This window comes from Bradyrhizobium sp. Ses1 (assembly GCF_059512365.1).
This window is the reverse complement of record NZ_JCAMOQ010000003.1, coordinates 212671-235725: the sequence shown is the minus strand read 5'-3', so window position 1 is coordinate 235725 and position 23055 is coordinate 212671. Positions and strand designations below refer to the sequence as shown.

General features: G+C 64.2%; 16 protein-coding genes and 1 tRNA gene. 8 read left to right on the top strand and 9 right to left on the bottom strand.

Features of this window, described 5'->3' with window-relative positions; genetic code table 11:
* Positions 1 to 479: 479 nt before the first annotated feature.
* Together AC5ZG5_RS06390 and AC5ZG5_RS06385 are read left to right on the top strand one after the other, a co-directional pair.
* Positions 480 to 662 (top strand): hypothetical protein, encoded by a 183-nt coding sequence (locus AC5ZG5_RS06390; RefSeq protein WP_028165620.1) that lies wholly within the window; start codon positions 480 to 482, stop codon positions 660 to 662.
* 109 nt (positions 663 to 771) lie between these two features.
* Positions 772 to 845: transfer RNA gene (locus tag AC5ZG5_RS06385), tRNA-Cys, on the top strand.
* A 44-nt stretch (positions 846 to 889) separates the two neighbouring features.
* Here the strand turns inward: AC5ZG5_RS06385 and AC5ZG5_RS06380 are convergent.
* The 5 genes from AC5ZG5_RS06380 to AC5ZG5_RS06360 form a co-directional block, all read right to left on the bottom strand.
* Positions 890 to 1609, bottom strand: a complete 720-nt coding sequence (locus AC5ZG5_RS06380) for a tRNA-uridine aminocarboxypropyltransferase (protein WP_456641619.1) — start codon at positions 1607 to 1609, stop codon at positions 890 to 892.
* A gap of 34 nt (positions 1610 to 1643) precedes the next feature.
* Positions 1644 to 4748 (bottom strand): efflux RND transporter permease subunit, encoded by a 3105-nt coding sequence (locus AC5ZG5_RS06375; protein WP_456641618.1) that lies wholly within the window; start codon positions 4746 to 4748, stop codon positions 1644 to 1646.
* A complete protein-coding gene (locus AC5ZG5_RS06370) occupies positions 4748 to 7876 on the bottom strand; it encodes an efflux RND transporter permease subunit (RefSeq protein ID WP_456641617.1) in 3129 nt (1042 codons plus the stop codon). The genes AC5ZG5_RS06375 and AC5ZG5_RS06370 overlap by 1 nt, the downstream gene beginning before the upstream one ends.
* Positions 7877 to 7981: 105 nt before the next feature.
* Positions 7982 to 9400, bottom strand: coding sequence for an efflux RND transporter periplasmic adaptor subunit (locus AC5ZG5_RS06365; protein ID WP_456641616.1), 1419 nt, complete (start codon positions 9398 to 9400; stop codon positions 7982 to 7984).
* The gene (locus tag AC5ZG5_RS06360) at positions 9390 to 10802 is read right to left on the bottom strand and encodes an efflux transporter outer membrane subunit (RefSeq protein ID WP_456641686.1); all 1413 of its coding nucleotides are present in this window, start codon (positions 10800 to 10802) and stop codon (positions 9390 to 9392) included. Before AC5ZG5_RS06360 ends, AC5ZG5_RS06365 begins: the two co-directional genes overlap by 11 nt.
* 561 nt (positions 10803 to 11363) lie before the next feature.
* Here AC5ZG5_RS06360 and AC5ZG5_RS06355 point away from each other — a divergent pair.
* Positions 11364 to 12398 (top strand): cysteine synthase A, encoded by a 1035-nt coding sequence (locus tag AC5ZG5_RS06355; RefSeq protein WP_456641615.1) that lies wholly within the window; start codon positions 11364 to 11366, stop codon positions 12396 to 12398.
* Between the two features lie 125 nt (positions 12399 to 12523).
* Here the strand turns inward: AC5ZG5_RS06355 and AC5ZG5_RS06350 are convergent, their stop codons facing one another.
* The 4 genes from AC5ZG5_RS06350 to AC5ZG5_RS06335 are packed head-to-tail and all read right to left on the bottom strand — an operon-like array spanning position 12524 to position 17036.
* Positions 12524 to 13264: an amino acid ABC transporter ATP-binding protein gene (locus AC5ZG5_RS06350; RefSeq protein ID WP_028166843.1), complete on the bottom strand. Its 741-nt coding sequence runs from the start codon at positions 13262 to 13264 to the stop codon at positions 12524 to 12526.
* 11 nt (positions 13265 to 13275) lie between these two features.
* On the bottom strand, positions 13276 to 14799 hold the full coding sequence (locus tag AC5ZG5_RS06345; protein ID WP_456641614.1) for an amino acid ABC transporter permease: 1524 nt from the start codon (positions 14797 to 14799) through the stop codon (positions 13276 to 13278).
* Entirely contained in the window at positions 14799 to 16001 is a 1203-nt protein-coding gene (locus AC5ZG5_RS06340) for an amino acid ABC transporter permease (protein WP_456641613.1), read from the bottom strand. Before AC5ZG5_RS06340 ends, AC5ZG5_RS06345 begins: the two co-directional genes overlap by 1 nt.
* Positions 16002 to 16019: 18 nt before the next feature.
* Positions 16020 to 17036, bottom strand: coding sequence for an amino acid ABC transporter substrate-binding protein (locus tag AC5ZG5_RS06335; RefSeq protein ID WP_028166840.1), 1017 nt, complete (start codon positions 17034 to 17036; stop codon positions 16020 to 16022).
* A 317-nt stretch (positions 17037 to 17353) separates the two neighbouring features.
* Between AC5ZG5_RS06335 and metC the strand changes: the two genes are divergently transcribed.
* The 5 genes from metC (at position 17354) to AC5ZG5_RS06310 (ending at position 23053) form a co-directional block, all read left to right on the top strand.
* Positions 17354 to 18547, top strand: a complete 1194-nt coding sequence (gene metC / locus AC5ZG5_RS06330) for a cystathionine beta-lyase (RefSeq protein WP_456641612.1) — start codon at positions 17354 to 17356, stop codon at positions 18545 to 18547.
* Positions 18548 to 18752: 205 nt separating this feature from the next.
* A complete protein-coding gene (cpaB, locus tag AC5ZG5_RS06325; protein ID WP_130223478.1) occupies positions 18753 to 19550 on the top strand; it encodes a Flp pilus assembly protein CpaB in 798 nt (265 codons plus the stop codon).
* A 14-nt stretch (positions 19551 to 19564) separates the two neighbouring features.
* Entirely contained in the window at positions 19565 to 21016 is a 1452-nt protein-coding gene (locus AC5ZG5_RS06320) for a type II and III secretion system protein family protein (RefSeq protein WP_456641611.1), read from the top strand.
* Between the two features lie 16 nt (positions 21017 to 21032).
* Positions 21033 to 21767 carry a CpaD family pilus assembly protein gene (locus AC5ZG5_RS06315; protein ID WP_456641610.1) on the top strand — a complete coding sequence of 245 codons (735 nt, stop codon included), beginning with the start codon at positions 21033 to 21035 and terminating at the stop codon, positions 21765 to 21767.
* Complete coding sequence (locus AC5ZG5_RS06310) at positions 21764 to 23053, top strand: CpaE/TadZ family protein (protein ID WP_456641609.1); 1290 nt, start codon at positions 21764 to 21766, stop codon at positions 23051 to 23053. The genes AC5ZG5_RS06315 and AC5ZG5_RS06310 overlap by 4 nt, the downstream gene beginning before the upstream one ends.
* The last annotated feature ends 2 nt before the right edge of the window (positions 23054 to 23055 follow it).

Genomic DNA, 23055 nt, shown 5'->3' with positions numbered 1-23055 from the left:
AAAAGCTTGTCTGGCGGCGTACAAAAAATTGGATGAAGCGGGCCTGCGGTTTGGGCAACGGCTGCTCAAATTGTATTCGAGTCATGGCCCGACGTTTGGGGCGCGCGATTCACTGCTCGAACACCGCGGAGCACACCGCGCTCAGACTAGCCTTCTGCCAACGCAGGCAGGCGACGGGCGCGGCTTTTCAAGGCTGCCGATCGCGTAACGCTTGCCTTCATGACCGCGTCTCCCTAAGCTCGGGCTTGGCCTGCTCCGCTGCAGGCGTGATTGGGACTTATGCGAATTCATTTTGGTCAAATGTGATTTTTCTCACAGTGCGGTGGACCGCGCCGGCAATAGCGTTCATACGGCGCTAGCAAGACTCTGGTAACCAAGTGAGGGGGCGGCTGCCGGATCGCTAAAATTGGAGCGATCCGCTCAATCCGCCCACAAACCCATTTTGCGACGTTGCGCTCACAACCTCCGGGGAGAGCGCAATGAGCGAAGCTGAATTTGATCTGGTGTTGGATGCTGTGCGAGCAGCCGTCGCCCCGACGCCACAGGAGGATTTCATGGCTCAGCCATTGCCGCGCTTCCAGCCGCCGCCACGCCCCGCGAATGACAACCAGACGCCCTGGCCGCTCATCCCATTTCCGGATGGTTGGTACGCCTCCTGCTAAAGAGCGCCGCAATGCCGGCGACGCAGTTGGAGTTTCAGAATTCTGCAGGAACCGGTTCGGGGCCGGTTGCCTAAGTCCTTGAACCTCTGTATTGATCCGCCCCGCTTGAGGCCACGTGGCGGAGTGGTTACGCAACGGTCTGCAAAACCGTGTACACCAGTTCAATTCTGGTCGTGGCCTCCACTCATACAATCAATGGCTTACGCCTGATAGATGAGGCGTCGCTTTCATCGCTTCCGTCGCCGAAAATCGCGCTTTTTCGGCTTTGGGGCGAGTTGCGGCATCGTCCGCTGCACCTGGCGATATCTTGCCAGCATCCGCTCGAAGCTCGCATTCAGGGTTTCGGCAATGTCCGGCCGCTTTTCGAGCGCGGCGAGCAGCAGGCCGGCCGCCTCGATCGTGGAAAGTCCATCGCGGCGCGGTTCGCGGCGAAGCTGGCCGTAGCGTGACGGCTGGCGGGGGCCCAGAATCACCCGCTGGCATTTCAGCATCCAGGGATTGCGCCACCACAGCGCCTTGGCCTGGCTCCAGGTGCCATCGAGCAGCACGATGCCTTCGATGCGTCCGAGAATGCTGCGCTGGTTCGGCTCGAGCTCGGCCTTGCGGTCGACGGCGACGACCTCGGCATCGGTGTCGAGATCGGCGACCTTGGCGGAGCCGAGATAGAGCACCGCCCAGCGCGACGGGTCCGCCACCGGTCGCCCCAGCGCCTTCGACAGGCTCGGCCAGGACAGCCCGATCCGCACCACTGCTTCCTCGAAGTGGCGCGCGGTCAGCCGTGCGGTGCCGAGCGCCCTATCCTGCTCCTGCGGATGCTGCAAGATCAGGAGCTCGATCCGGCTCTCGATCGGCGTAACACTGTCGCAGATGCACAGCGGCATCGGCTTGCCGCAATGCGGGCAGTCCGCGACCGGCTCGGCAAGGATTGTCTGATCTGATTCCGTCATCCGCCCGCTATACGCTACGCGGCCGCCAATTCAACTATTCCGCGGGCGCTGCCAGCGCGGCAGGTTCGGCGCGCCGCCGCAACCGGTCGATCAACAAGTAAATCACCGGCGTGGTGTAGAGCGTCAGGATCTGCGAAACGAACAGGCCGCCGATGATGGTGATGCCGAGCGGCCGGCGCAGCTCCGTCCCGGGACCGGTGGCGAGCACCAGCGGAATGCCGGCAAACAGCGCCGCCATGGTCGTCATCAGGATCGGCCGGAACCTTGCGCTGCAGGCCTCGAAGATCGCGTCCGCCGAGGACAGGCCGCGCTGCCGCTCGGCGTCCAGCGCGAAATCGACCATCATGATGCCGTTCTTCTTGACGATGCCGATCAAGAGGATGATGCCGACAAAGGCGATCACGGTCAGGGGCGTACCGGTCAGTTGCAGAGCCAGCAGCGCGCCCAGCCCTGCGGAGGGCAAGGTCGAGATGATCGTCAGCGGATGCGCCAGGCTCTCATAGAGCACCCCGAGCACGATATACATCGCGACCAGCGCCCCCAGGATCAGGAGCGGCTGCCTTCCGCTGGTCTTGTTGAAGTCGCCGGCGTTGCCGTCAAAGCTGCCACGGATGCCTTCGGGCATATGCAATTCATCCACCGCGCGCTGGATATTCGACGTCGCCTGCTCCAGCGGCACGTTCGGCAGCAGATTGAACGATACCGTGGTCGAGGGGAAGGACTGCGTGTGATAGACGGCGAGCGGCGCCAGCCCTCGCTGATAGTGGACCACAGCCGACAAGGGCACCTGGGCGCCGTTGGCGCCGGCCACGTAGATTCGCTCGAGGTTGGACGGATCGGTCTGGAATTTCGGATCGATCTCCAGCACCACCATGTATTGGTTGCGCTGGGTATAGACGATCGAGATCTGCCGCTGCGAGAAAGCGTTGTTGAGCGCGTTGTCGATATCCTGCACACGGACGCCGAGGCTTGAGGCGGTCTTGCGGTCGATCACCAGGTTGAGCTGCAATCCGCCGGGGTCGCGATCGCTGGAGACGTCGGTGATACCTTCGACGGTCTCCATGCGCTTGGCGACGATCGGCGCCCACTTCTGCAACAAATCGAGATCGGCGCTCGAGAGCGTGTACTGGTAGTCGGAATCGCTCTGTCGCCCGCCGGCGCGGACGTCCTGAGCCGCGAACATGAACAGGCGGATCCCCGGCACCATGAACAGGTTGCGGCGCAGGCGATCGATCACAAGCTGTGTCGAAACTCCCCCCCGCTCCTCCGGCGATTTCAGGCTGATGAACATGGTGCCACGGCTAGCGCCGCCGCCCATCCCGCCGCTCCCAAGCGATGAGCCGATGCCGGCGACCGCGGGATCGGCCATCACGATGTCGGCCACCTGTTGCTGCAGCTTGAGCATGGCCTGGAACGAGGTGTCAGCCGATGCCCGCGTCGCGCCGATGACGAAGCCGCTGTCGTCGGTCGGGAAATAGCCCTTCGGCGTCTTGATGTAGAGCGTCACGGTCAGCGCGATGGTGGCAAAGAACACGAGCAAGGTCAGGAACGGAAAATCGAGCACGCCGCGCAGCGTCCACGTATAGAAGCGCACGATGCGCGACAGGGTTCCCTCGATCAGGCGGTCGAACCAAGTGGCGCGGGCGGAGGTCGCTTCCTTGATGTAGTGCGCGCAGATCATCGGGGTGATCGTCAGCGACACCAGGGTCGAGACCAGGATGGCGAAGGTCAGCGTCAGCGAGAATTCGCGGAGCAGCCGTCCGACGATACCGTCCATGAAAATCAGGGGCGTGAAGGCGGCGATCAGCGACAGCGAGATCGAAACCACGGTGAAGCCGATCTGCTTGGCCCCCTCCAGCGCCGCCGGATAAGGCGCCATGCCCTGCTCGAGATTGCGGTACATGTTCTCGATCATCACGATCGCATCGTCGACCACGAAGCCGACCGAGATCGCCAGCGCCATCAGTGACAGATTGTCGATCGAGAAACCGGCGAGCCACATGCCGGCGCACGTGCCCGCCAGCGCCAGCGGCACCGAGACGCCTGCCGCAATCGTCGGCGTCAAGCGGCGCAGGAACACGAACACCACCACCATGACCAGCCCGGCGGTGGCAAGCAGCGTCAGTTGCATGTCGAGCACGCTGGCACGGATGGTGCCGGTGCGGTCCACGAGCGTCGAAATCTCGAGACCGGCGGGAATCCACTGCTTCAGCTCCGGCAGCATCGCCGTCACCCGGTCGACGGTATCGATGACGTTGGCATCGCCCTGCTTGGTGATCTGGATCAGGACCGCCGGCTGCTTGTTGAACCAGGCGACCGAGCGGACGTTGCGTACGCTGTCTTCGATCTCGGCGACATCCGAGAGGCGGACGAAATTGCCGTTCGCACTCTTGATCAGGATGTTGCGGAACTCGGCGGCGGTCCGCATCTGCGGATTGATCGAGAGCGTCTCGCTCTGGCGGCCACCATTGAAGATGCCGACCGGTCCGAGCGGATTGGCGTTGACGATGGCCTGGCGGACGTCCTCGGTCGCAATGCCGGCATTCGACAGCGCGACCGGATTGAGCGAGATCCGCACCGCCGGCTGATCGGCGCCCGAGACCGTGACCTCGCCCACTCCCGGCACTTGCGAGATGCGCTGGGCGAGCACGGTATCCGCGACGTCGTACATCGCGCTGGTCGACATCGTCTTCGATGTCAGCGCCAGCACGAATACCGGCGCCGCCGCTGGATTGGCCTTCCTGAAGATCGGCAATGTCGGCAGGTCGGTCGGCAGATCCGCCATCGAGGCGTTGATTGCCGCCTGCACGTCGCGCGCAGCGCGGTCAATGTTGCGTCCGATCGCGAACTGCACCTGGATGCTGGTGCTGCCGAGCGAGCTCACCGACGTGATCTGCTCCACGTCCGCGATCTCGCCGAGCCGGCGTTCCAGCGGCGCCGCCACCGTCGCAGCCATCACCGAAGGGTCGGCGCCCGGCCGCGAAGCGAACACCCGGATCATCGGGAAATCGACGTTCGGAACCGACGCCACCGGCAGGAACCCATACGCAACGATCCCGATCAGGAACAGCCCGATCGCCATCAGCGTGGTGCCGACCGGACGGCGGATGAAGGGCTCCGAGATCGAGATCGACGCCATCACTGCATCCCCTCGGTCGCTCCCGCGACCGGCGGGCCCTGCGGACCCGGGTCCGGTAGCGCGTGCTCGATCCTGCGGTTCAGCCGGTCGAGCGCGAGGTAGATCACGGGCGTCGTGTAGAGCGTCAGCAACTGGCTGAGCAGGAGGCCGCCGATGATGGAAATGCCGAGCGGAAAGCGCAGCTCCGCGCCGGTGCCGCTTTCAATCGCGAGCGGCAGCGCGCCGAACAGCGCCGCCAATGTCGTCATCATGATCGGCCGGAAGCGCAACAGGCAGGCCTGCACGATCGCGTCATAGGGCGACATGCCCCGATGGCGCTCCGCGTCCAGCGCGAAATCGATCATCATGATCGCGTTCTTCTTGACGATGCCCATCAGGAGAATGATGCCGATCAGGCCGATGACCGAAAGGTCCTGCCCGAACAGCATCAGCGCCAGGATGGCGCCGACGCCCGCCGAGGGCAGCGTCGACAGGATCGTGATCGGGTGGATGTAGCTCTCATAAAGCACGCCCAGCACGATGTAGATCGTGATGATCGCGGCGAGGATCAGCCAGGGCTGGCCCGCGAGCGATCTGGAAAATTCCGCGGCGTCGCCGGTATAGACTCCGACGATGCTGTTGGGCATGCCGATCCGGGTTTCGATCGCCTTCACCGCTGCAACGGCATCGCCGAGTGCCTCGCCGGGCGCGAGGTTGAAGCTGAGCGACACCGCCGGGAATTGCGCCTGGTGCGAGATGGCAAGCGGCGCCGTGGTACGCGTCAGCGTCGCCACCGCCGACAGCGGCACCTGCGCGCCGTTCACGCCGGGCAGATACAGTTTGTCGAGGATCGACGGATCGCGCTGATACATCGGCAGCGCCTCGAGCACGACGCGGTACTGGTTGGCCTGCCCGTAAATGGTCGAAATCTGCCGCTGCGCGAATGCGTCGTTCAGGGTGTCGTTGACGGCCTGCAGGCTGACGCCGAGTTGGCCGGCGCGCTGACGATTGATATCGAGTGCCGCCCGCAGACCGGCCTCCTGCGCCTCCGACGACACGTCGCGGAACATCGGATCACGCCGCATCTCGGCGACCAGCTTGCCCGCCCAGAGCGACACCTCTTTGGCGTCCGTGCCGTTCAGTGTGTATTGGTACTGCGACCGGCTCGACTGTGTCGAAATCTGCACGTCCTGCACCGGCTGGAAATAGATGGTCATGCCGGGGATCAAGGCCGTCTTCTGCTTCAGCCGCGCCACCACCTTCGAAATGTCGTCGCGCCGCTCGCCGAGCGGCTTGAGCGTCATCACGAGCCGGCCGACATTGGTGGTCGGGTTGACCGAACCGGCGCCGATCACGGAAACCACGCCGGTTACGTCCGGGTCCGACTTGATCAGGTCCGCCGCCTTGCTCTGTCGCGCCTGCATTTCAGCGAAAGAGACGTCCGGGCCGGCCTCGGTTACCGCAGTGATCGAGGACGTATCCTGGAGCGGCAGGAAGCCCTTCGGCGCGATCACATACATGAACAGCGTGAGCGCGATGGTAGCGAAGGTCACCAGCAGCGTCGCGCGCTGGCGCTGCAGTACCCACAACAGCGTGCGATGGTAGAACTCGACCATGCGGTCGATGAAGCGGCTGATGGCGCCAAGGCCCGGCAGCACGAATTCCTCGTCGACGCGCTTCAAGAGCCGCGAGCACATCATCGGCGTCAGCGTCAGCGAGACCACCGCCGAGGTCACGACCGCGATCGTCAGCGTCAGCGCAAACTCGCGGAACATGCGCCCGACCAGCCCGGACATGAACAGCAGCGGAATGAAGACCGCGATCAACGACAGCGTCAGCGAGATCACCGTGAAGCCGATCTCGCTCGCGCCCTTGAGCGCCGCTTCCATGACCGACTCGCCCTCCTCCATGTGGCGGACGATGTTCTCGATCATCACGATGGCGTCGTCGACCACGAATCCGGTGCCGATCGTCAGCGCCATCAGCGACAGATTGTCGAGGCTGAAGCCGGCAAAATACATGATGCCGAAGCTCGTGATCAGCGACAACGGCAGCGCGACGCCCGCGATCAGCGTGGCGCGCAGTGACCGCAGGAACAGCAGCACGACCAGCGTCACCAGCACGACACTCAGGATCAGTGTGAACTGCACGTCGCGTACGGAGGCGCGGATGGTGACGGTGCGATCGCTGACGACGGTCAGGTTGACGCCGGCCGGAATCAGCCGCTGCAGCCGCGGGATCTCGTCGCGGATCTGGCGGACGACCTCGATGACATTGGCGCCGGGTTGGCGCTGGATGTCGATAATAACAGCCGGTGTGCCCTGATACCAACCGCCGGTGCGGTCGTTCTCGAGCCCATCCACGATCACGGCCACGTCGCCGATCGTCACCGGCGAGCCGTTGCGATAGGCGATGATGATCGGCTTGTAGGCTTCCGCCACCGCGATCTGGTCATTGGCGGCGATCGTATAGGCTTGCTGCGCGCCGTCGAGCGATCCCTTCGGGCCCGAGACGTTGGCGCCGGCAATCGCGTTGCGCAAGTCCTCCATCGAGATGCCATAGGCTGCAAGCCGCGCCAGATCGGCCTGCACCCGCACCGCCGGTTTCAGCCCGCCGAGCACGGCGACGCGGCCGACGCCCGAAATTTGGCTCAGCCGCTGGCCGAGGATGGTGTCGGCGAGGTCGCTCATCGCGCGCAGCGAGATCGTCTCCGACGTCAGCGCCAGCGTCATGACCGGCGCATCCGCTGGATTTACCTTGGCGTAGACGGGCGGATACGGAAGGTTCTTCGGCAATACGCCGGCGGCGGCATTGATCGCGGCCTGGACGTCCTGGGTCGCGCCATCGATGTCGCGGTTGAGATCGAACTGCAGCGAGATCTGGCTGACGCCGAACGAGCTGGTCGAGTTCATCGATGACAGCGACGGGATTTGTCCGAGCTGGCGTTCGAGCGGTGCCGTGATCAGGGAGGCGATGACGTCGGGGCTGGCGCCCGGCAGTTGCGTCGACACTTGCACTGTCGGGAAATCGACCTGCGGCAGCGCCGAGACCGGCAGCGCGAAATAGCCGAGAGCACCGCCGATCAAAAGCGCGATCCCGAGCAGCGAGGTCGCGATCGGCCGGCGGATGAACGGTTCAGAGACGCCCATGGCTTTGCGTACTCGTCCTTGCGAAGTGATCTCTTTGCTGGAGCATGATCTTTTCGGAAAACCGGTTTCCACTTTTCCGGATCATGCTCTGGGATAGTCGTCGCGTCACGGCTGCGACTTCGCTGCGCCGCCTGACGTTTCACCCCCCGTTGCTGCCCCGCTCGAGCTCTTCTGATCGCCTTCGCCCTGCGTGCGCTCGCGCCGCGAACGATGCTCGCCGTCCTTCGCTTGACCATCCTTGGCCTGACCATCCTTGGCCTGGCCGTTCTTGGCATCCGGGCTGCGGCTGCGCTTGCGCGGCGCGAGATCGGCGGTCGGCGCGGCATCGTCCTTGCCGATGATGACTTTCGATCCATCGGCGAGATTGGCAAATCCCGTGGTGACGACGCGGTCGGAGGCCGTGATCCCCTTGCCGATAACGGCGTCATGCTCGTTCTGCTGAATGACCGTCACTGGTTTCGCAGTGGCGATATTGTCCTCGCCTATCACATAGCTGAAGGTTCCGGCTGGCCCGCGCTGCACGGCCGAGGTCGGCACCACGATCGCATTCGGCAGCGTCTCGACTTTCAGCCGCACATTGACGAATTGGCCGGGCCAGAGCTGGAAATTGCCGTTGGGAAATTCCGCCTTCAGTTTCAGCGTACCGGTGGTCGGGTCGACCTGATTGTCGATGCCGGTCAGTTTGCCGGTATCGATCACGGTCACGCCGTCATTGCCGAACACGTCGACCGCGAGCGTGCCCTGGCCGGCGGCGGCATTCACCCGCACGATCTGCTGCTGCGGCAGGCTGAACCACACCGCGATCGGCTGCAACTGGGTGAGCACAACGAGGCCGGTGGTGTCGGAGGCATGAATGATGTTGCCCTGGTCGACCTGGCGGAGGCCCGCGCGCCCGGAGATTGGCGCAATGACCTTGGTGTAGCTCAGCGTCGCCGCCGCGTTGTCGATCGCGGCCTGATCGGCCTTCACCAGCGCTTCCTGCTGCGCAACCACCGCCTTCTGGGTATCAGCTTGCTGCTTCGAACCCGCGTTGGTTTGGGCGAGCTGCTGGTAGCGGGCGAGGTCGAGCCGCTGATTGGCGAGCAGCGCCTCATCCTGCGCCTTCTTGGCGACGGCCTGATCGTACTGGGCCTGATAGATCGCGGGATCGATTTCGGCGAGCACGTCGTCCTTCTTGACGTCCTGCCCCTCGACAAAGTTCACCTTGATCAGCTTGCCGTCGACCTGCGAGCGAACCGTAACGGTATTTAACGCACGCACCGAGCCGACGCCGTCCAGATAGACCGGCACGTCCTGCACGCGCGGCATGGCCGCCAGCACCGGCACCGGCAGGTCCGGCCGGGCGTTGGGGTTGTGGCCGCCGCTCTTCGGCTGCCAGGCGAGCCAGCCGATATAGCTGAGGCCGCCGAGGATCACGGCGGCAATGATCAGCGATACCATCCGCTTGAGCAGGCGCGGCAACAGGCCCTGCTTCTTCACCTCCGCAGCCTTCGCGTTGTCCTTTGCTTCCGGCTTAAAGAGCATCGACCGATCTCTCCACCTTTGGCTCCCAGCCGCCGCCCAAAGCCTGATACAGGCTGATGATCGCCTGCAGCCGCGCGAGTTGCGCCTGCCACAGCGCGTCCTCGGCCTGGAACAGAGTCTGTTGAGTCTGTAGCACAGTTACGATGTCAGCAGTTCCAGCCCGCAACTGCTGTTCGGCCAGTTGGAATGCCCGCTGTGACGACGCCACGACGTCACGCTGCAGCTTCAGCCGGATCGTGGTCTCGCGGATCGCCACCAGCGCGTTGTCGACGTCGGCAAAGGATTGCACCACTGTCTTGCGATAGGTTTGCAGCAGTTCTTCCTGCTGCGCCTGCGTCAACTCGAAATTGCCGAGGATCCGCCCGCCGTCGAAGATCGGCTGCGTCGCGCCGCCGACCAGGCTGAAGAAGGCGGCATGCGGCTGGAATAGTGCCGACAGCGCCGAACTCTGATAGCCGCCTTGTCCGGTCAACTGGATGCTCGGAAAGAACTGCGCGCGGGCGCTGCCGACATTGGCGGTGGCGGCGGCGAGCTGCGCCTCCTGTCGCCTGATGTCGGGACGCTGCGTCAGCAATGCCGACGGCAAGCCCGGCGTCACCCGGGGAATGGCGATGTTGTTGAGCGAGCCGCCGGTGACGCGCACGCTCTCCGGCGGCCGCGACACCAGCGTCGCCAGCGCATTGACGTTCTGGTCGAGGGTCTGCCGGAGCGGCGGCACCAGCGCGCGCTGATTGGCCACCAGGCTCTCCTGCTGCGCGACATCGAGATCGGTGCCGGTGCCGGCCTTGAAGCGATCCTTGATCGCGTTGAGGACACGCTCGGCGCTGGCGATGTTGCGCTGGGCGGTGCGAATTCGATCCTGCGACGTCAGCACCTGGAAATAGGCGTTGGCAACGGCGGTCAGCGTGGTCAGCGCCACCACCTCACGGTCGAAGCGGCTGGCGACCGCGGTCTCTTCGGCCGCTTGCGCGGCATCGCGGTTCTGGCCCCAGAAATCGAGCTGATAGCTCGCGGCAAGCGAGGCGTTGTAATTGACCACCTCGCGCCCGCCGATGCTGAGGCCACTCGCGCTCGAGCCGGAGGTACGTGAATACGTCTCGGACCCAGAGCCGGAGAGCGTCGGCAGCAAGGCCGCGCCGGCAATCCGCGCCTGCGCGTCCGCTTGCTTGAAACGCGCCACTGCCGCCGCAATGTCCAGATTGACCCGCTGGGCTTCTTCCATCAGCGTCGTTAGTTCCGTCGAGCGAAAGCCGCGCCACCAGTCGAGCGTCGGCGGCGCGTCGGAGGCCTTTGCCGGCCGCGCCGCCTTGTAGCCGCCGGGAATATCCAGCGCGGCATCGGGAATATCCTTGGTCAGGATGCAGCCGGCCGAACTCGCGGCAATCACAAAACCCGCAAACATGCGCAACACGCCTCGCAGGCTTGGCACAGGCGCGCGCCGCCGTGCGCTGACAGCAGCCCCCCGGATGCGTTGGGTCACCTCCGTTCTCCTCCGCGCGCCGAATCAAGTCGCGATGAGTTCGCAACGCGTTGGGGGATGGTCTGTCGAACGTTCACGGAGTGATGCTTCCAATGGAACCGCGCCGTCATACTACTCCGAGGGCATGGCAAGCGGACAGTCCTGCCAACCCGACGAGACACTCCGGTCAAGTTCAACCAGGGAACCGCCGAATAGCAAGTTGTCCTTATGTTACGGGCCTTACTTCAATTTCGTCGGCACCGGAAGCTGCCGGAATCTTACGAAGATTTCATGGGGATTTCCGGGCGCCTGTTGCCCCAAATCCCCAATGCTCCGACGCCATCCGGCGGCCCATTTCGCGGACCGAGAGTCGCGAGGCAGATTGCCGCGGACCGGTGGGTCGATTCGGGCCGTCGCGCACCGCGGCGCAAGGGCCTTTCCCTTTTGCCGCCCCCGCACTAGGGTCAGTCGGGAGCGAAATAACCGGCAAAGAATACCCCCGACATGACAATCAACAACGACGTCGTCGAAGCCATCGGCAATACGCCGCTCATCAAGCTGAAGCGTGCCTCCGAGCTGACCGGATGCACCATCCTGGGCAAGGCCGAGTTCATGAACCCAGGCCAGTCGGTGAAAGACCGCGCCGGCAAATGGATGATCCTGGAAGCCGAGAAACGTGGCGCGCTCAAGCCGGGCGGGCTGGTGGTGGAATCGACCGCCGGCAATACCGGCATCGGGCTTGCGGTTGTCGCCAGCGCCCGCGGCTACCGGACCCTGATCCTGATCCCGGAAACCCAGAGCCGAGAAAAGAAGGACATGCTGCGGCTATGCGGTGCCGAATTGATCGAGGTGCCGCAGCTGCCCTACTCCAATCCGAACAACTATCAGCATGTCGGCAAACGGCTGGCTGACGAACTTCGCAAGACCGAGCCGAACGGCGTGTTGTTCGCCGACCAGTGGAACAACCTCGACAATGCCAAGGCGCACTACGACTCGACCGGCCCGGAGATCTGGCAGCAGACCGGCGGCAAGGTCGACGGTTTCATCTGCTCGGTCGGTACCGGTGGCACGCTCGCCGGCACCAGCCGCTATTTGAAGGAAAAGAACAACGCCATCGTCACTGCCTGCGCCGATCCGCACGGCTTTGCGATGTACGAACTGTTCAAGCATGGCGAAGCCAAATCGACGCTGGGCGACTCGATCACCGAGGGCATCGGTCTTGGCCGCGTCACGTCCATCATCGAGACCGCCAAGGTCGATGACGCCTTCCTGATTTCCGACGAAGAAGCGGTCACCGTGATTTACGAACTCCTGGAGCATGAGGGCCTCTGCCTCGGCGGTTCGACCGGCATCAACATCGCCGGCGCGATCCACCTGGCAAAGCAGCTCGGGCCCGGCAAGACGATCGTCACGATTCTCGCCGACTCCGGCAACCGCTATCAGTCCAAGCTCTTCAATCCGGATTTCATGCGCTCGAAGAACCTGCCGGTGCCTGCATGGCTCGAGAAGCGCACCAAGATCGACGTGCCGTTTGTCTAAGATTTGGCAACACTCGCGAACCTCATCTTGAGGAGTGGCCGCAAGGCCGCGTCTCGAAGGATGGGCCACGGGCTCTATGGTTCGAGACGCGCGCTATCGCGCGCTCCTCACCATGAGGGAGACAGTCACCGTAAAATCTGACTGAGGAACAGCTTCGTCCGCGCGTGCTGCGGATGAGCGAAGAATTCCTTCGGCGTGTTCGACTCGATGATCTGGCCGGCGTCCATGAAGATGACGCGGTCGGCGACCTCGCGGGCAAATCCCATCTCGTGGGTGACGACCAGCATGGTCATGCCTTCCTTGGCGAGGTCGACCATGGTGTCCAGGACTTCCTTCACCATTTCCGGATCGAGCGCCGAGGTCGGCTCGTCGAACAGCATGACCTTCGGATTCATCGTGAGCGCACGCGCGATCGCGACGCGCTGCTGCTGGCCGCCGGACATCTGGCCCGGATATTTGCTGGCCTGATGCGGGATTTTCACCCGCTCCAGAAACTTCATCGCGGAGGCCTCCGCGTCCTTCTTCGGGATGTTGCGTACCCAGATCGGCGCCAGCGTGCAGTTTTCGAGCACCGTCAGATGCGGGAACAGGTTGAAGCTCTGGAACACCATGCCGACCTCGCGCCGGACCTCGTCGACGCGCCGCAAGTTCGGGCCAAGCTCGATGCCATCGACGATGATCTCGCCTTCCTGAAACTCCTCCAACGCGTTGATGCAGCGGATCAGCGTCGACTTGCCGGAGCCCGAAGGGCCGCAGATCACGATGCGCTCGCCGCGGGCGACTTCGAGATTGATGTCGCGCAGCACGTGGAACTCGCCGTACCACTTGTTGAGGTCCTTGATGCTGACGATCGGATTCGAACTCATGGTGAATTTACTCAGTTGCGCCGGTGCGCGTTCAGCCTGTTCTCGACGAACAGAGAATAGCGCGACATGCCGAAACAGAAGACGAAATAGATCAGCCCGGTGAAGGCAAAGCCGGTGAAAGCCGTGGTCGGCGTCGCCCACGTAGGATCGCTGAAGGAAGCGCGCAACTGGCCGAGCAGGTCGAACAGCGCGACGATCGACACCAGCGAGGTGTCCTTGAACAGCGCGATAAAGCTGTTGACCAGGCCGGGAATGACGTGGCGCAGCGCCTGCGGCAGGACGATCAGCGCCGTCGTCTTCCACCAGGACAGGCCGAGCGCGCTTGCCGCCTCCCCCTGCCCGCGCGGGATGGCCTGCAGCCCACCCCTGATGACCTCGGCCTGATAGGCGCCGGCGAACAGCGCAATGCCGATCAGCGCGCGCACCAGACCGTCGATGGTGAAGCCGGTCGGCACGAACAGCGGCAGCATGTAGGTCGCAAAGAACAGCACCGTGATCAGCGGCACGCCGCGCCAGAACTCGATGAAGGCGATCGAGAAGATACGGATCAAGGGAATGGTCGAACGTCGGCCGAGCGCCAGCGCAATGCCGACCGGCATCGAAGTGACGATGCCCGTCACCGAAACGACCAGCGTCACCAGCAAGCCGCCCCATAGCCTGGTGTCGACCACGGGGAAGCCGCCGCGGTCGAGCTTCATGACGGCTATCACCAGACCAATCCCGGCGAAGGTCGCGAGACTGACGGCCAGCGGCCGCCAGCCGGTGCGGAAGCCGCCGCCGAGGAAGAACAGCAGCAGCGAGACGATCGCGGCAGTGAGCGCAAAATCAGTCCAGACCGGCTGACCGCCGCTCTGGATCTGGTCGCGCAGCCATTGCAGGGGCAACAGCACCCAGGAGATCACCGTGCTGATCAGAACGATCAGCTTTCCGAGTCCCCAGAGCACCGGCCCGATCACGGCGGAGGCTTCGCCGGCTGCCGCGAGCTTACGCCCGCCGTCGCCGATGCTGTCGTTGAAGCCCGACAATAGCGACGTGACCCAGCTCACGGCAAAACCATCGAGCCCGCCGCCACGCAGCAGGAAGAACGCCACCACCGGAAAAGCCAGGAAGAACAGGCTGGCATTGATGCCCTTGGCCGGGAGTCGGGGAATCAACAGCGGCAGCAGGAGCACAGCCGCCAGGAAGAACGTCAGGTTGACCCGCCAACGCTCCGGCTCCGGATAGAATCCATAGATGAACTGGCTGAGCTTGGCCTGGATGAACGGCCAGCAGGCGCCGACCGGATGCCCGGCATTCTCGGCCAGGCACGCGGCGCGGTCCTTGCCGGTCCAGACTGCATCCACAAACAAGAATTTGACCGTGGGGACAAGCACGAACCACAGCAGGAGCACGCTGACGATCGTGATCAGGATGTTGGTCGGCGAATTGAACAGCCGGGTGCGCAGGAAGCCTACGAGACCCGTGGTCTTCACCGGCGCCGGCCGCTGCGGAACGAGTTCCTCGCGGACGAAATTGGAAACGGCGATATCGCTCATCAGCCCATGCTCCGACTGATCCGCCAGCCATAGAAGCTCATGATCGCGCTCGTCACCAGCGAGATCAGGAGATAGACGCCCATGGTGATGCCGATGATCTCGATCGCCTGGCCGGTCTGGCTCAGCGTCGTTCCGGCGAACACCGACACCAGGTCGGGATAGCCGATCGCGACCGCGAGCGAGGAGTTCTTGGTGAGGTTGAGATACTGGTTGGTGAGCGGCGGCAGGATCACGCGCATCGCCTGCGGGATCACGATCAGCCGCAGCACCTCACCGCGGTGCAGCCCGAGGGAGGAGCCGGCCTCCATCTGCCCCTTGTGCACGGACAGGATGCCGGCGCGCACGATCTCGGCGATGAAAGCGGCGGTGTAGGTCGACAGCGCGAGCGTCAGCGCCACGAACTCCGGAATCAGGCGCGCGCCGCCGGCGAAATTGAAGCCCCTCAGCACCGGCATCTCGAAGGTCACGGGCGCGCCGAAGATCAGCGACGTCACCAGCGGCAGCCCGATCAGGAGGCCGAGCAGGTAGGGCCAGATCGTGATCATCCTGCCATACTGGTAGAGCTGCCGCCGCGCGTAGCGCCAGAGCACCAGCGCCGCCACGATCGCAACCAAGACCGCCACGACAAACGGCTCGAAGCCAGGATTGCCGATCGGCCTTGGAATCACCAGGCCGCGGTTGTTGAGGAAGAACATGCCGAACACGGAGACGCTCTGCCGCGGACTGGGCAGGGCCGCGAGCACCGCCAGATACCAAAACAGGATCTGGAACAAGATCGGCAGATTGCGCACCAGTTCGACATAGGCGCCGGAAATCCGCGACAACAGCCAGTTCGGCGACAGCCTCCCGAGCGCCACCATGAAGCCGATCACGGTGGCGAAGAAGACGCCGATCACCGAGACCAGCAGCGTATTGAGCAGTCCGACGAAGAAGACACGCGTATAAGTGTCCGAGCCCGTATACGGGATCAGGTTCTGGCTGACGTCAAAGCCGGCGGTGTTCTGTAGGAAGCCAAAGCCCGCGGTGATCCGCTGCGCCTGCAGGTTGGCGCGGGCATTGGCCACGATCTCATAAGCAATCCAGGCGAGCACGGCGACGAACAGGAGCTGGAGGACGAATCCTCCCCACCCTGCGCGGCCGCCAAGCGCACGTTGCAGCTTGAGCACAAACTGCGACGGTGGTTTCCGGGGCTCGATGGCCATCGCCGCACGCCTGTCGGATCAGCGGATCGGCGGCGCGTATTGGATACCGCCCTTGTTCCAGAGGTTGTTGAGGCCGCGGGCGATGCCGAGCTTCGAGCCTGCGCCGACGTTGCGATCGAACGCCTCGCCGTAATTGCCGGTCGCCTTCACGATCCGTGCGAACCAGTCCTTGGTCAGGCCGAGCTGTTCGCCGAGATTGCCGTCGGTGCCGAAAGCCCGCTTCAGCTCCGGCTTGTCGGATTTGGCCATCTCGTCGACGTTCTTCTGGGTGACGCCGAGCTCCTCGGCATCGACCATCGCAAACAGCGTCCATTTCACGATGTCGAACCACTGGTCGTCGCCGTGGCGGACCATCGGGCCGAGCGGCTCCTTGGAGATCACCTCAGGCAGCACGACGTGGTCGGCGGGATTGGCGAGTTTCAGGCGCTCGGCATAAAGCTGGGAGACGTCGGACGTGAAGACGTCACAGCGGCCGGATTCATAGGCCTTCACCGTCTCGTCGGCTGAGGCGAACGCGATCACCTCATACTTCATGTTGTTGCCCTTGAAGTAGTCGGCGAGGTTCTGCTCAGTCGTGGTCCCGGTCTGCACGCAAACCGAGGCGCTGTTCAACTCCAGCGCTGAATTGACCTTCAGCGACTTCTTCACCAGGAAGCCCTGCCCGTCATAATAGGTCACGCCGGTGAAGTTGGCGCCGAGCGAGGTATCGCGCGACAGCGTCCAGGTGGTGTTGCGCGAGAGCACGTCGATCTCGCCGGACTGCAGCGCGGTAAAGCGGTCTTTCGCCGACAGCGGCACGAACTTGACCTTGGTGCCATCGTTGAAGATCGCCGCCGCGATTGCGCGGCAGACATCCACATCAAGTCCGGTCCAGTTCCCCTTGTCGTCGGGGGACGAGAATCCCGGCAGGCCCTGGCTGACCCCGCAGGACAGCATGCCCCGGTCCTTGACCGTCTTAAGAGTTTGCGCCGAAGCGCCCTGCGCCGAGAGGCCGGCGGCAAGGGCAAGAGTGAGAACCAGCGATACGCGTTTCATGGCAGGGCCTTTCAAGGGGTCGTCCGGGAAGGTTTGCGTGCGGTCGCCTCAAACGTTAACGGACCGACCGATGATCCCCAGCGAATCGCCGATCTGGCCTGCATCTTGCGTGCCAATCAGCCAAGCGTTGGATCGAAGGTCGCGGCAGGCCCCTCAACGTGCGGCGACTAGAAGTTGGGGGCATCACATAGTGACTGGCGAGCCGGGTCAAGGGGTTGACGTAGCTCTTCCCTGTCCTGTTATTAAAAACCCGGCCCGGGCCCGCTTCTTCCGACGCGTCATGGCTGCTGCGGCAAAAAGTCTTTAACGGCGAGCGCATGAGCTTTTCCAACGACGGACCTGTCCCCCCACAACAGCCCGAAACCCGCCTGGTGACCGCGGGCCGGGACACCGAGGCCCAGAAGGGCTTCGTTAATCCGCCGGTTGTCCACGGTTCCACCGTGCTCTATCCGACCGCGGACGACCTCCATGCCCATCGCGGTGAGTATCAGTATGGCCGCCACGGCACGCCGACGACGCGGGCGCTGCAGGACGTGCTGATGGGGCTGGAGGGGCCGCAATGCGCCGGCGTCGGACTGGCGCCGTCTGGCCTCGCGGCGATCAGCACGGCACTATTGTCGGTGCTCAAGGCTGGCGACCATCTCCTGGTCTGCGACAACGTCTATCGCCCCTCGCGCAATTTCTGCAACGGCATGCTGGCGCGCTACGGGGTGGAGACCACCTATTTCGATCCGCTGATCGGTGCCGGCATCGAAGCGCTGTTCAAGCCGAACACCCGCGCGGTGCTGGTCGAAGCGCCCGGCTCGCAATCCTTCGAGATGCCTGACATTGCTGCCATCGCTGCCGTCACGCATGCGCGGGGCGCGCTCGTGATCGACGACAACACCTGGGCAACGCCGCTCTATCACCGCTCGCTGGAGCAAGGCGTCGACATCAGCATCCAGGCCGCAACCAAATATATCGGCGGCCACTCCGACATCATGTTCGGCACCATTTCGGCGAATACCCAGGCGTGGCCACTGCTCGCCGAGGGCATCCGCCTGCTCGGCGTCTGCGCCGGGCCGGATGATGTCTATCTGGCGCTGCGCGGCCTCCGCACGCTCTCGATCCGGCTGGCGCAGCATTACCGTTCGGGGCTGGAGATGGCGCGCTGGCTGCAGGCACGTCCGGAAGTGGCGCGGGTGCTGCACCCTGCGATCGAAGCCGATCCCGGCCACGCGATCTGGAAGCGCGATTTCACCGGCGCTTGCGGGCTGTTCAGCATCGTGCTGAAGCCGGCTCCACAGAAAGCAGTCGACGCCCTGCTCGACACCGTCAAGCTGTTCGGCATGGGCTATTCCTGGGGCGGGTTCGAAAGCCTGGTCATCCCCTTCGACTGCAGCGACTATCGCACGGCTACCAAATGGGCGCCGGGCGGTCCGACGCTGCGGCTGCATATCGGCCTCGAGAGCATCGACGACCTCAAGGCCGATCTCGATCGTGGCTTTGCGGCGCTCAAGGCGGCGATGTAAGCGCGCAAGTACCGGTATTTTGCGGGCTTTCGGCGCGGCCAAATAACCGCGCGTTCACCATGACGAAGAACTCCAATCCTCGTCAGGCAAATCATCCCGCTCATCAAGTTCCCTTACACCTTTGCTGCCTTAGTCATGCTCCCGGGTTGGGCTGCCATCGCCGTGCTGCGTTGGCAGTCTGGGGTAAGCGTAAGCAGTCAAGCGTATGAAGACCGCACAGATCGTCGTACTGACCATCGCGCTTGGTGCTGGCGGTGGCGTGGTCTATTTGGTTCCCCAGTTCGAGACCAAGCCTGGTCCGGCCGCGCCGGTCGCGCAGCAACTGGCGACCGTCGAAGTTCTGGTCGCGCAGTCCGACATCGGCCTCGGCCAGTCGGTCAAGCAGGAGAACCTGCAATGGCAGGCCTGGCCGGCTGCGACCGCAAGCAACAATTTCATCCGCCGTAACAACAGGCCAGATGCCATCAAGGACGTGATCGGCTCGATCGCGCGCGCGCCGCTCATCGCCGGCGAGCCGATCCGGGAGCAGAAGCTCGTCAAGGCGGACGGATCGGGCTTCATGGCGGCAATCCTGCCCTCAGGCAGCCGCGCCGTCTCGACGGAAATCTCGGCAGAGACTGCTGCCGGCGGCTTCATCCTGCCGAACGACCGCGTCGACGTCATCCTCAGCAGGCGCGAGAAGAACCCGGACCAGCACAGCGCGGATCTCGTCCGTTCGGAGATCATCCTGAGCAATATCCGCGTGCTCGCCATCGACCAGGCGCCGAAAGAAAAAGACGGTGCCAATTCCCTGCTCGGCAAGACCGTCACGCTTGAATTGAAGCCCGAGCAGACCGAGACGCTGGCGCGGTCGCGCCAATCCGGCGTCCTGTCGCTCGCGCTACGCAGCATCGCCGACGTCAACGTGGCCGACAACGCCTCACAAGATCAGCCCCCGAAGCGGGGCCAGAGCATCAACGTGGTTCGCTACGGCGTCCCGAGCTCGACAACGACACAGAAGTGAGAAGGACGCCTGCCATGAAATGCGGTCGAACCAGATTTGCGGTGCGGTCTTCGCTGGTCCGCATCCTCTTGCTTTCGGCCGCGGCCGCACTGACTCTCTCGCCGGTCATTGCCGCCGATCCCGAGACCGAAGGCGCGCAACCGGTTGCGGGTTCGCCGGCCAAGACCCGATTCCTGGCGCTCGGCGTCGGCAAATCGGTGATCATTGACCTGTCGCGCGACGTGAAGGACGTGCTGGTTGCCGATCCCAAGATCGCCAACGCAGTCGTTCGCTCCGCGCAGCGTGCCTACATCATCGGCGCGGCGGTCGGGCAGACCAACGTCGTGTTCTTCGATGCCGACGGCCAGCAGGTCGCCGCCTATGACATCGCGGTGAAGCGCGATCTCAACGGCGTGCGCGCCGCGCTGAAGCAGACGCTGCCGGGCATCCAGATCGAAGGGGTCGGCGACGGCGTGATCCTGACCGGCTCGGTGTCGTCTCCGATCGAGGCCCAGCAGGCCGGCGACCTCGCGGCGCGGCTGGTCGGCGGCGCCGACAAGGTCGTCAACTCCATCACGGTGCGCGGCCGCGACCAGGTGATGCTGAAAGTCAATGTTTCCGAAGTGCGGCGCGACATCGTCAAGCAGATGGGCGTCGATCTTTCGGCCAACATGAACTACGGCACGGCGATCGTGAACTTCAACAACTCCACCCCGTTCACGGCCTTTGGCCGCCCGCTGGTGGCGGACAATGGCGCCGCCGTCTCGGCGGTCGCCAAGGGCCTCCCGACCGTCACCGCCACCTTGCGTGCGATGGAAAGCGCGGGTGTGGCGCGGACGCTGGCCGAGCCCAACCTGACCGCGATCTCCGGGGAATCGGCGACCTTCATCGCCGGCGGCGAATTTCCGATCCCCGCCGGCTATTCCTGCGATCCGGTCACGCATGTCTGCACGACCCAGATCCAGTTCAAGAAGTTCGGCATCTCCCTCAACTTCACCCCGGTGGTGCTGACCGAGGGCCGGATCAGCCTGCGCGTCATGACGGAAGTGTCCGAGCTCTCCACCGACAACGCCATCACGCTGAACCAGGGCGGCGCGTCGCTGACCATTCCTTCGATCACCACCCGCCGCGCAGAGACCACGCTGGAGATTCCCTCCGGCGGCTCGATGGCGATGGCCGGCCTGATCCAGCAGAAGACCAAGCAGGCCATCAACGGCATGCCCGGCGTCGACCAGTTGCCGATCCTCGGCGCGCTGTTCAGGAGCCAGGACTTCGTCAACAACGAGACCGAGCTGATGGTGCTGGTCACGCCCTATGTCGTGCGTGCGGTGGCCCAGAAGGAATTGTCGCGGCCCGATGACGGGTTCGCGCCTGCCGCCGACTCGCAATCGACGCTGCTCGCCCGCATCAACCGCATCTACGGCGTGGCGGCCCGCGCCGAGCCGGTCGGAGCCTATCCCGCCAATTTCGGCTTCATCATTGACTGAGCTTGGGGGCGCAACGATGACGCGCAGAGCAGATCACCATCGCACCTTGTACCGGCTGGGCGCCCTTGTCGGTGTGTCGGTTGCGCTTGCCGCCTGCCGCAGCGGCGGCGACGAGCTCACGACCGCGAGCGTTCCCACCGACTACCGTTTGCGGCATCCGATTGCCGTCACCGAAGCCGATCGCTCGATGGTCATCTTTGTCCGACACGGCCGGCCCGGCCTCACCGCCCCGCAGCGCGCCGATGTGATGGGACTGGCGCGAACCTGGACCCGCGAAGGCACCGGCGCGATCATCGCCGAGGTGCCGGTCGATACGCAGAACGCGCGGGCGGCCGGCGCGACCTACCAGGAAATCCGCTCGCTGCTCACGGCCGGCGGCGTGCCCGCGCGCGCCATCACGCTGCGCAATTACCATCCCGACGATCCGCGCACGCTGGCGACGATCCGCCTGAGCTATCCGAAGATCGCCGCCGTCGCGGGTCCTTGCGGGTTGTGGCCGGAGGATCTCGGCCCCTCGATCGACGATTTCGGCTACAACCAGAACAGGCCGTACTACAATCTGGGTTGCGCGAGCCAGCGCAACCTGGCGGCGATGATCGACAATCCCGCCGACCTCGAGCAGCCCCGCGTCGAGACGCCGGCCTACTCGCCGCGGCGTGACGTGGCGTTCGAGAGGTACCGCAAGGGTGTTTCGACCACCACCAGCTACCCCGAAGCCGACAAGGCCAAGCTCAGCGACACAGGCAAATGATCAGCCGCGCACAACATCCTGATAACGAGACCGACGCCGCGCCGCATGCCGACGACTATATCGCTCCTGCCCCGCGCGTGTCGGTGCAGGCGTTCTGCGCGACGGTGGCAACCGCGACAACCGTGAAGGCCGCGAGCGAGGACCGCCGTCTCGCTAAGGCGCATCTCTCGGTGCATATGGGCGGCATCGCCGCGGCGATCGACGCCTATCATACGGCACCGACCCCGAACGTCATCGTGCTCGAGACCGAGAGCGGCAGCGACTTCCTCGCCGGCCTCGACGAGCTCGCAGCCGTCTGTGACGCCGGCACCCGCGTCGTCGTGATCGGCAGGGCCGACGACAAGGCGCCCTATCGCGAACTGGTGCGCCGCGGCGTCAACGACTATGTGGTCGGCCCGGTCGAGGTGCTCGACGTGGTGCGCTCGATCTGCGGCCTGTTCTCGGCGTCCGAGGCAATCACTGTCGGCAGGATGATCGCGGTCTGCGGCGCCAAGGGCGGCGTCGGCGCGTCCACGGTCGCGCATAACATCGCCTGGGCGATCGCGCGCGACGTCGGGCTTGATTCGGTCGTGATCGATCTCGACCTCGCATTCGGCACGGCCAGCCTCGATTACAACCAGGACCCGGTCCAGGGCATCGCCAATGCGGTGTTCCAGCCGGAGCGCCCGGACAGCGCGCTGATGGAACGCCTGCTTGCCAAATGCACCGACCATCTCAGCCTGCTGGCGGCGCCGGTGACGCTGGATCAAGTGTATGACTTCGGCGCCGACGCGTTCGATGCCATCTTCGACACCTTGCGCATGACGACGCCCTGCATCGTGCTCGACGTGCCCCACCAATGGACCGCCTGGACCCGCCGCGCCCTGATCGGCGCCGACGACATCCTGATCGTCGCCGAGCCCGATCTCGCCAACATGCGCAACACCAAGAATATGATGAACACGCTGAAGGCGGCGCGGCCCAACGACCGTCCTCCGCTCTACTGCCTCAACCAGGTCGGCATGACCAAGCGGCCGGAGATCGAGGTGCGTGCCTTCGCCAAAACCATCGACAGCCAGCCGATCGCCACCATTCCTTTCGATTCGAAACTGTTCGGCACCGCCGCCAATAACGGCCAGATGATCGCGGAGATCGCCTCCAATCATCGCATCACCAAGACGTTCCTGCAGATCGCGCAGCGGATGACCGGGCGCGCCGACACAAGGGCCCAGCGCAATTCGCTGTTGTCACCGATCATGAAGAAATTGCGCGCGGTCGGCACCCGATCGAAAGGCGCCTCAGCCTAGTA

What these genes read in the sequence shown, in the direction of transcription:
- AC5ZG5_RS06315 (WP_456641610.1), top strand. Translation starts at nt 21,033, where the DNA reads ATGACGCGCAGAGCAGATCACCATCGCACCTTGTACCGGCTGGGCGCC.
- AC5ZG5_RS06390 (WP_028165620.1), top strand. Translation starts at nt 480, where the DNA reads ATGAGCGAAGCTGAATTTGATCTGGTGTTGGATGCTGTGCGAGCAGCC.
- AC5ZG5_RS06340 (WP_456641613.1), bottom strand. Translation starts at nt 16,001, where the DNA reads ATGGCCATCGAGCCCCGGAAACCACCGTCGCAGTTTGTGCTCAAGCTG.
- AC5ZG5_RS06345 (WP_456641614.1), bottom strand. Translation starts at nt 14,799, where the DNA reads ATGAGCGATATCGCCGTTTCCAATTTCGTCCGCGAGGAACTCGTTCCG.
- cpaB (WP_130223478.1), top strand. Translation starts at nt 18,753, where the DNA reads ATGAAGACCGCACAGATCGTCGTACTGACCATCGCGCTTGGTGCTGGC.
- AC5ZG5_RS06320 (WP_456641611.1), top strand. Translation starts at nt 19,565, where the DNA reads ATGAAATGCGGTCGAACCAGATTTGCGGTGCGGTCTTCGCTGGTCCGC.
- metC (WP_456641612.1), top strand. Translation starts at nt 17,354, where the DNA reads ATGAGCTTTTCCAACGACGGACCTGTCCCCCCACAACAGCCCGAAACC.
- AC5ZG5_RS06375 (WP_456641618.1), bottom strand. Translation starts at nt 4,748, where the DNA reads ATGGCGTCGATCTCGATCTCGGAGCCCTTCATCCGCCGTCCGGTCGGC.
- AC5ZG5_RS06360 (WP_456641686.1), bottom strand. Translation starts at nt 10,802, where the DNA reads ATGTTTGCGGGTTTTGTGATTGCCGCGAGTTCGGCCGGCTGCATCCTG.
- AC5ZG5_RS06350 (WP_028166843.1), bottom strand. Translation starts at nt 13,264, where the DNA reads ATGAGTTCGAATCCGATCGTCAGCATCAAGGACCTCAACAAGTGGTAC.
- AC5ZG5_RS06365 (WP_456641616.1), bottom strand. Translation starts at nt 9,400, where the DNA reads ATGCTCTTTAAGCCGGAAGCAAAGGACAACGCGAAGGCTGCGGAGGTG.
- AC5ZG5_RS06370 (WP_456641617.1), bottom strand. Translation starts at nt 7,876, where the DNA reads ATGGGCGTCTCTGAACCGTTCATCCGCCGGCCGATCGCGACCTCGCTG.
- AC5ZG5_RS06355 (WP_456641615.1), top strand. Translation starts at nt 11,364, where the DNA reads ATGACAATCAACAACGACGTCGTCGAAGCCATCGGCAATACGCCGCTC.
- AC5ZG5_RS06380 (WP_456641619.1), bottom strand. Translation starts at nt 1,609, where the DNA reads ATGACGGAATCAGATCAGACAATCCTTGCCGAGCCGGTCGCGGACTGC.
- AC5ZG5_RS06310 (WP_456641609.1), top strand. Translation starts at nt 21,764, where the DNA reads ATGATCAGCCGCGCACAACATCCTGATAACGAGACCGACGCCGCGCCG.
- AC5ZG5_RS06335 (WP_028166840.1), bottom strand. Translation starts at nt 17,036, where the DNA reads ATGAAACGCGTATCGCTGGTTCTCACTCTTGCCCTTGCCGCCGGCCTC.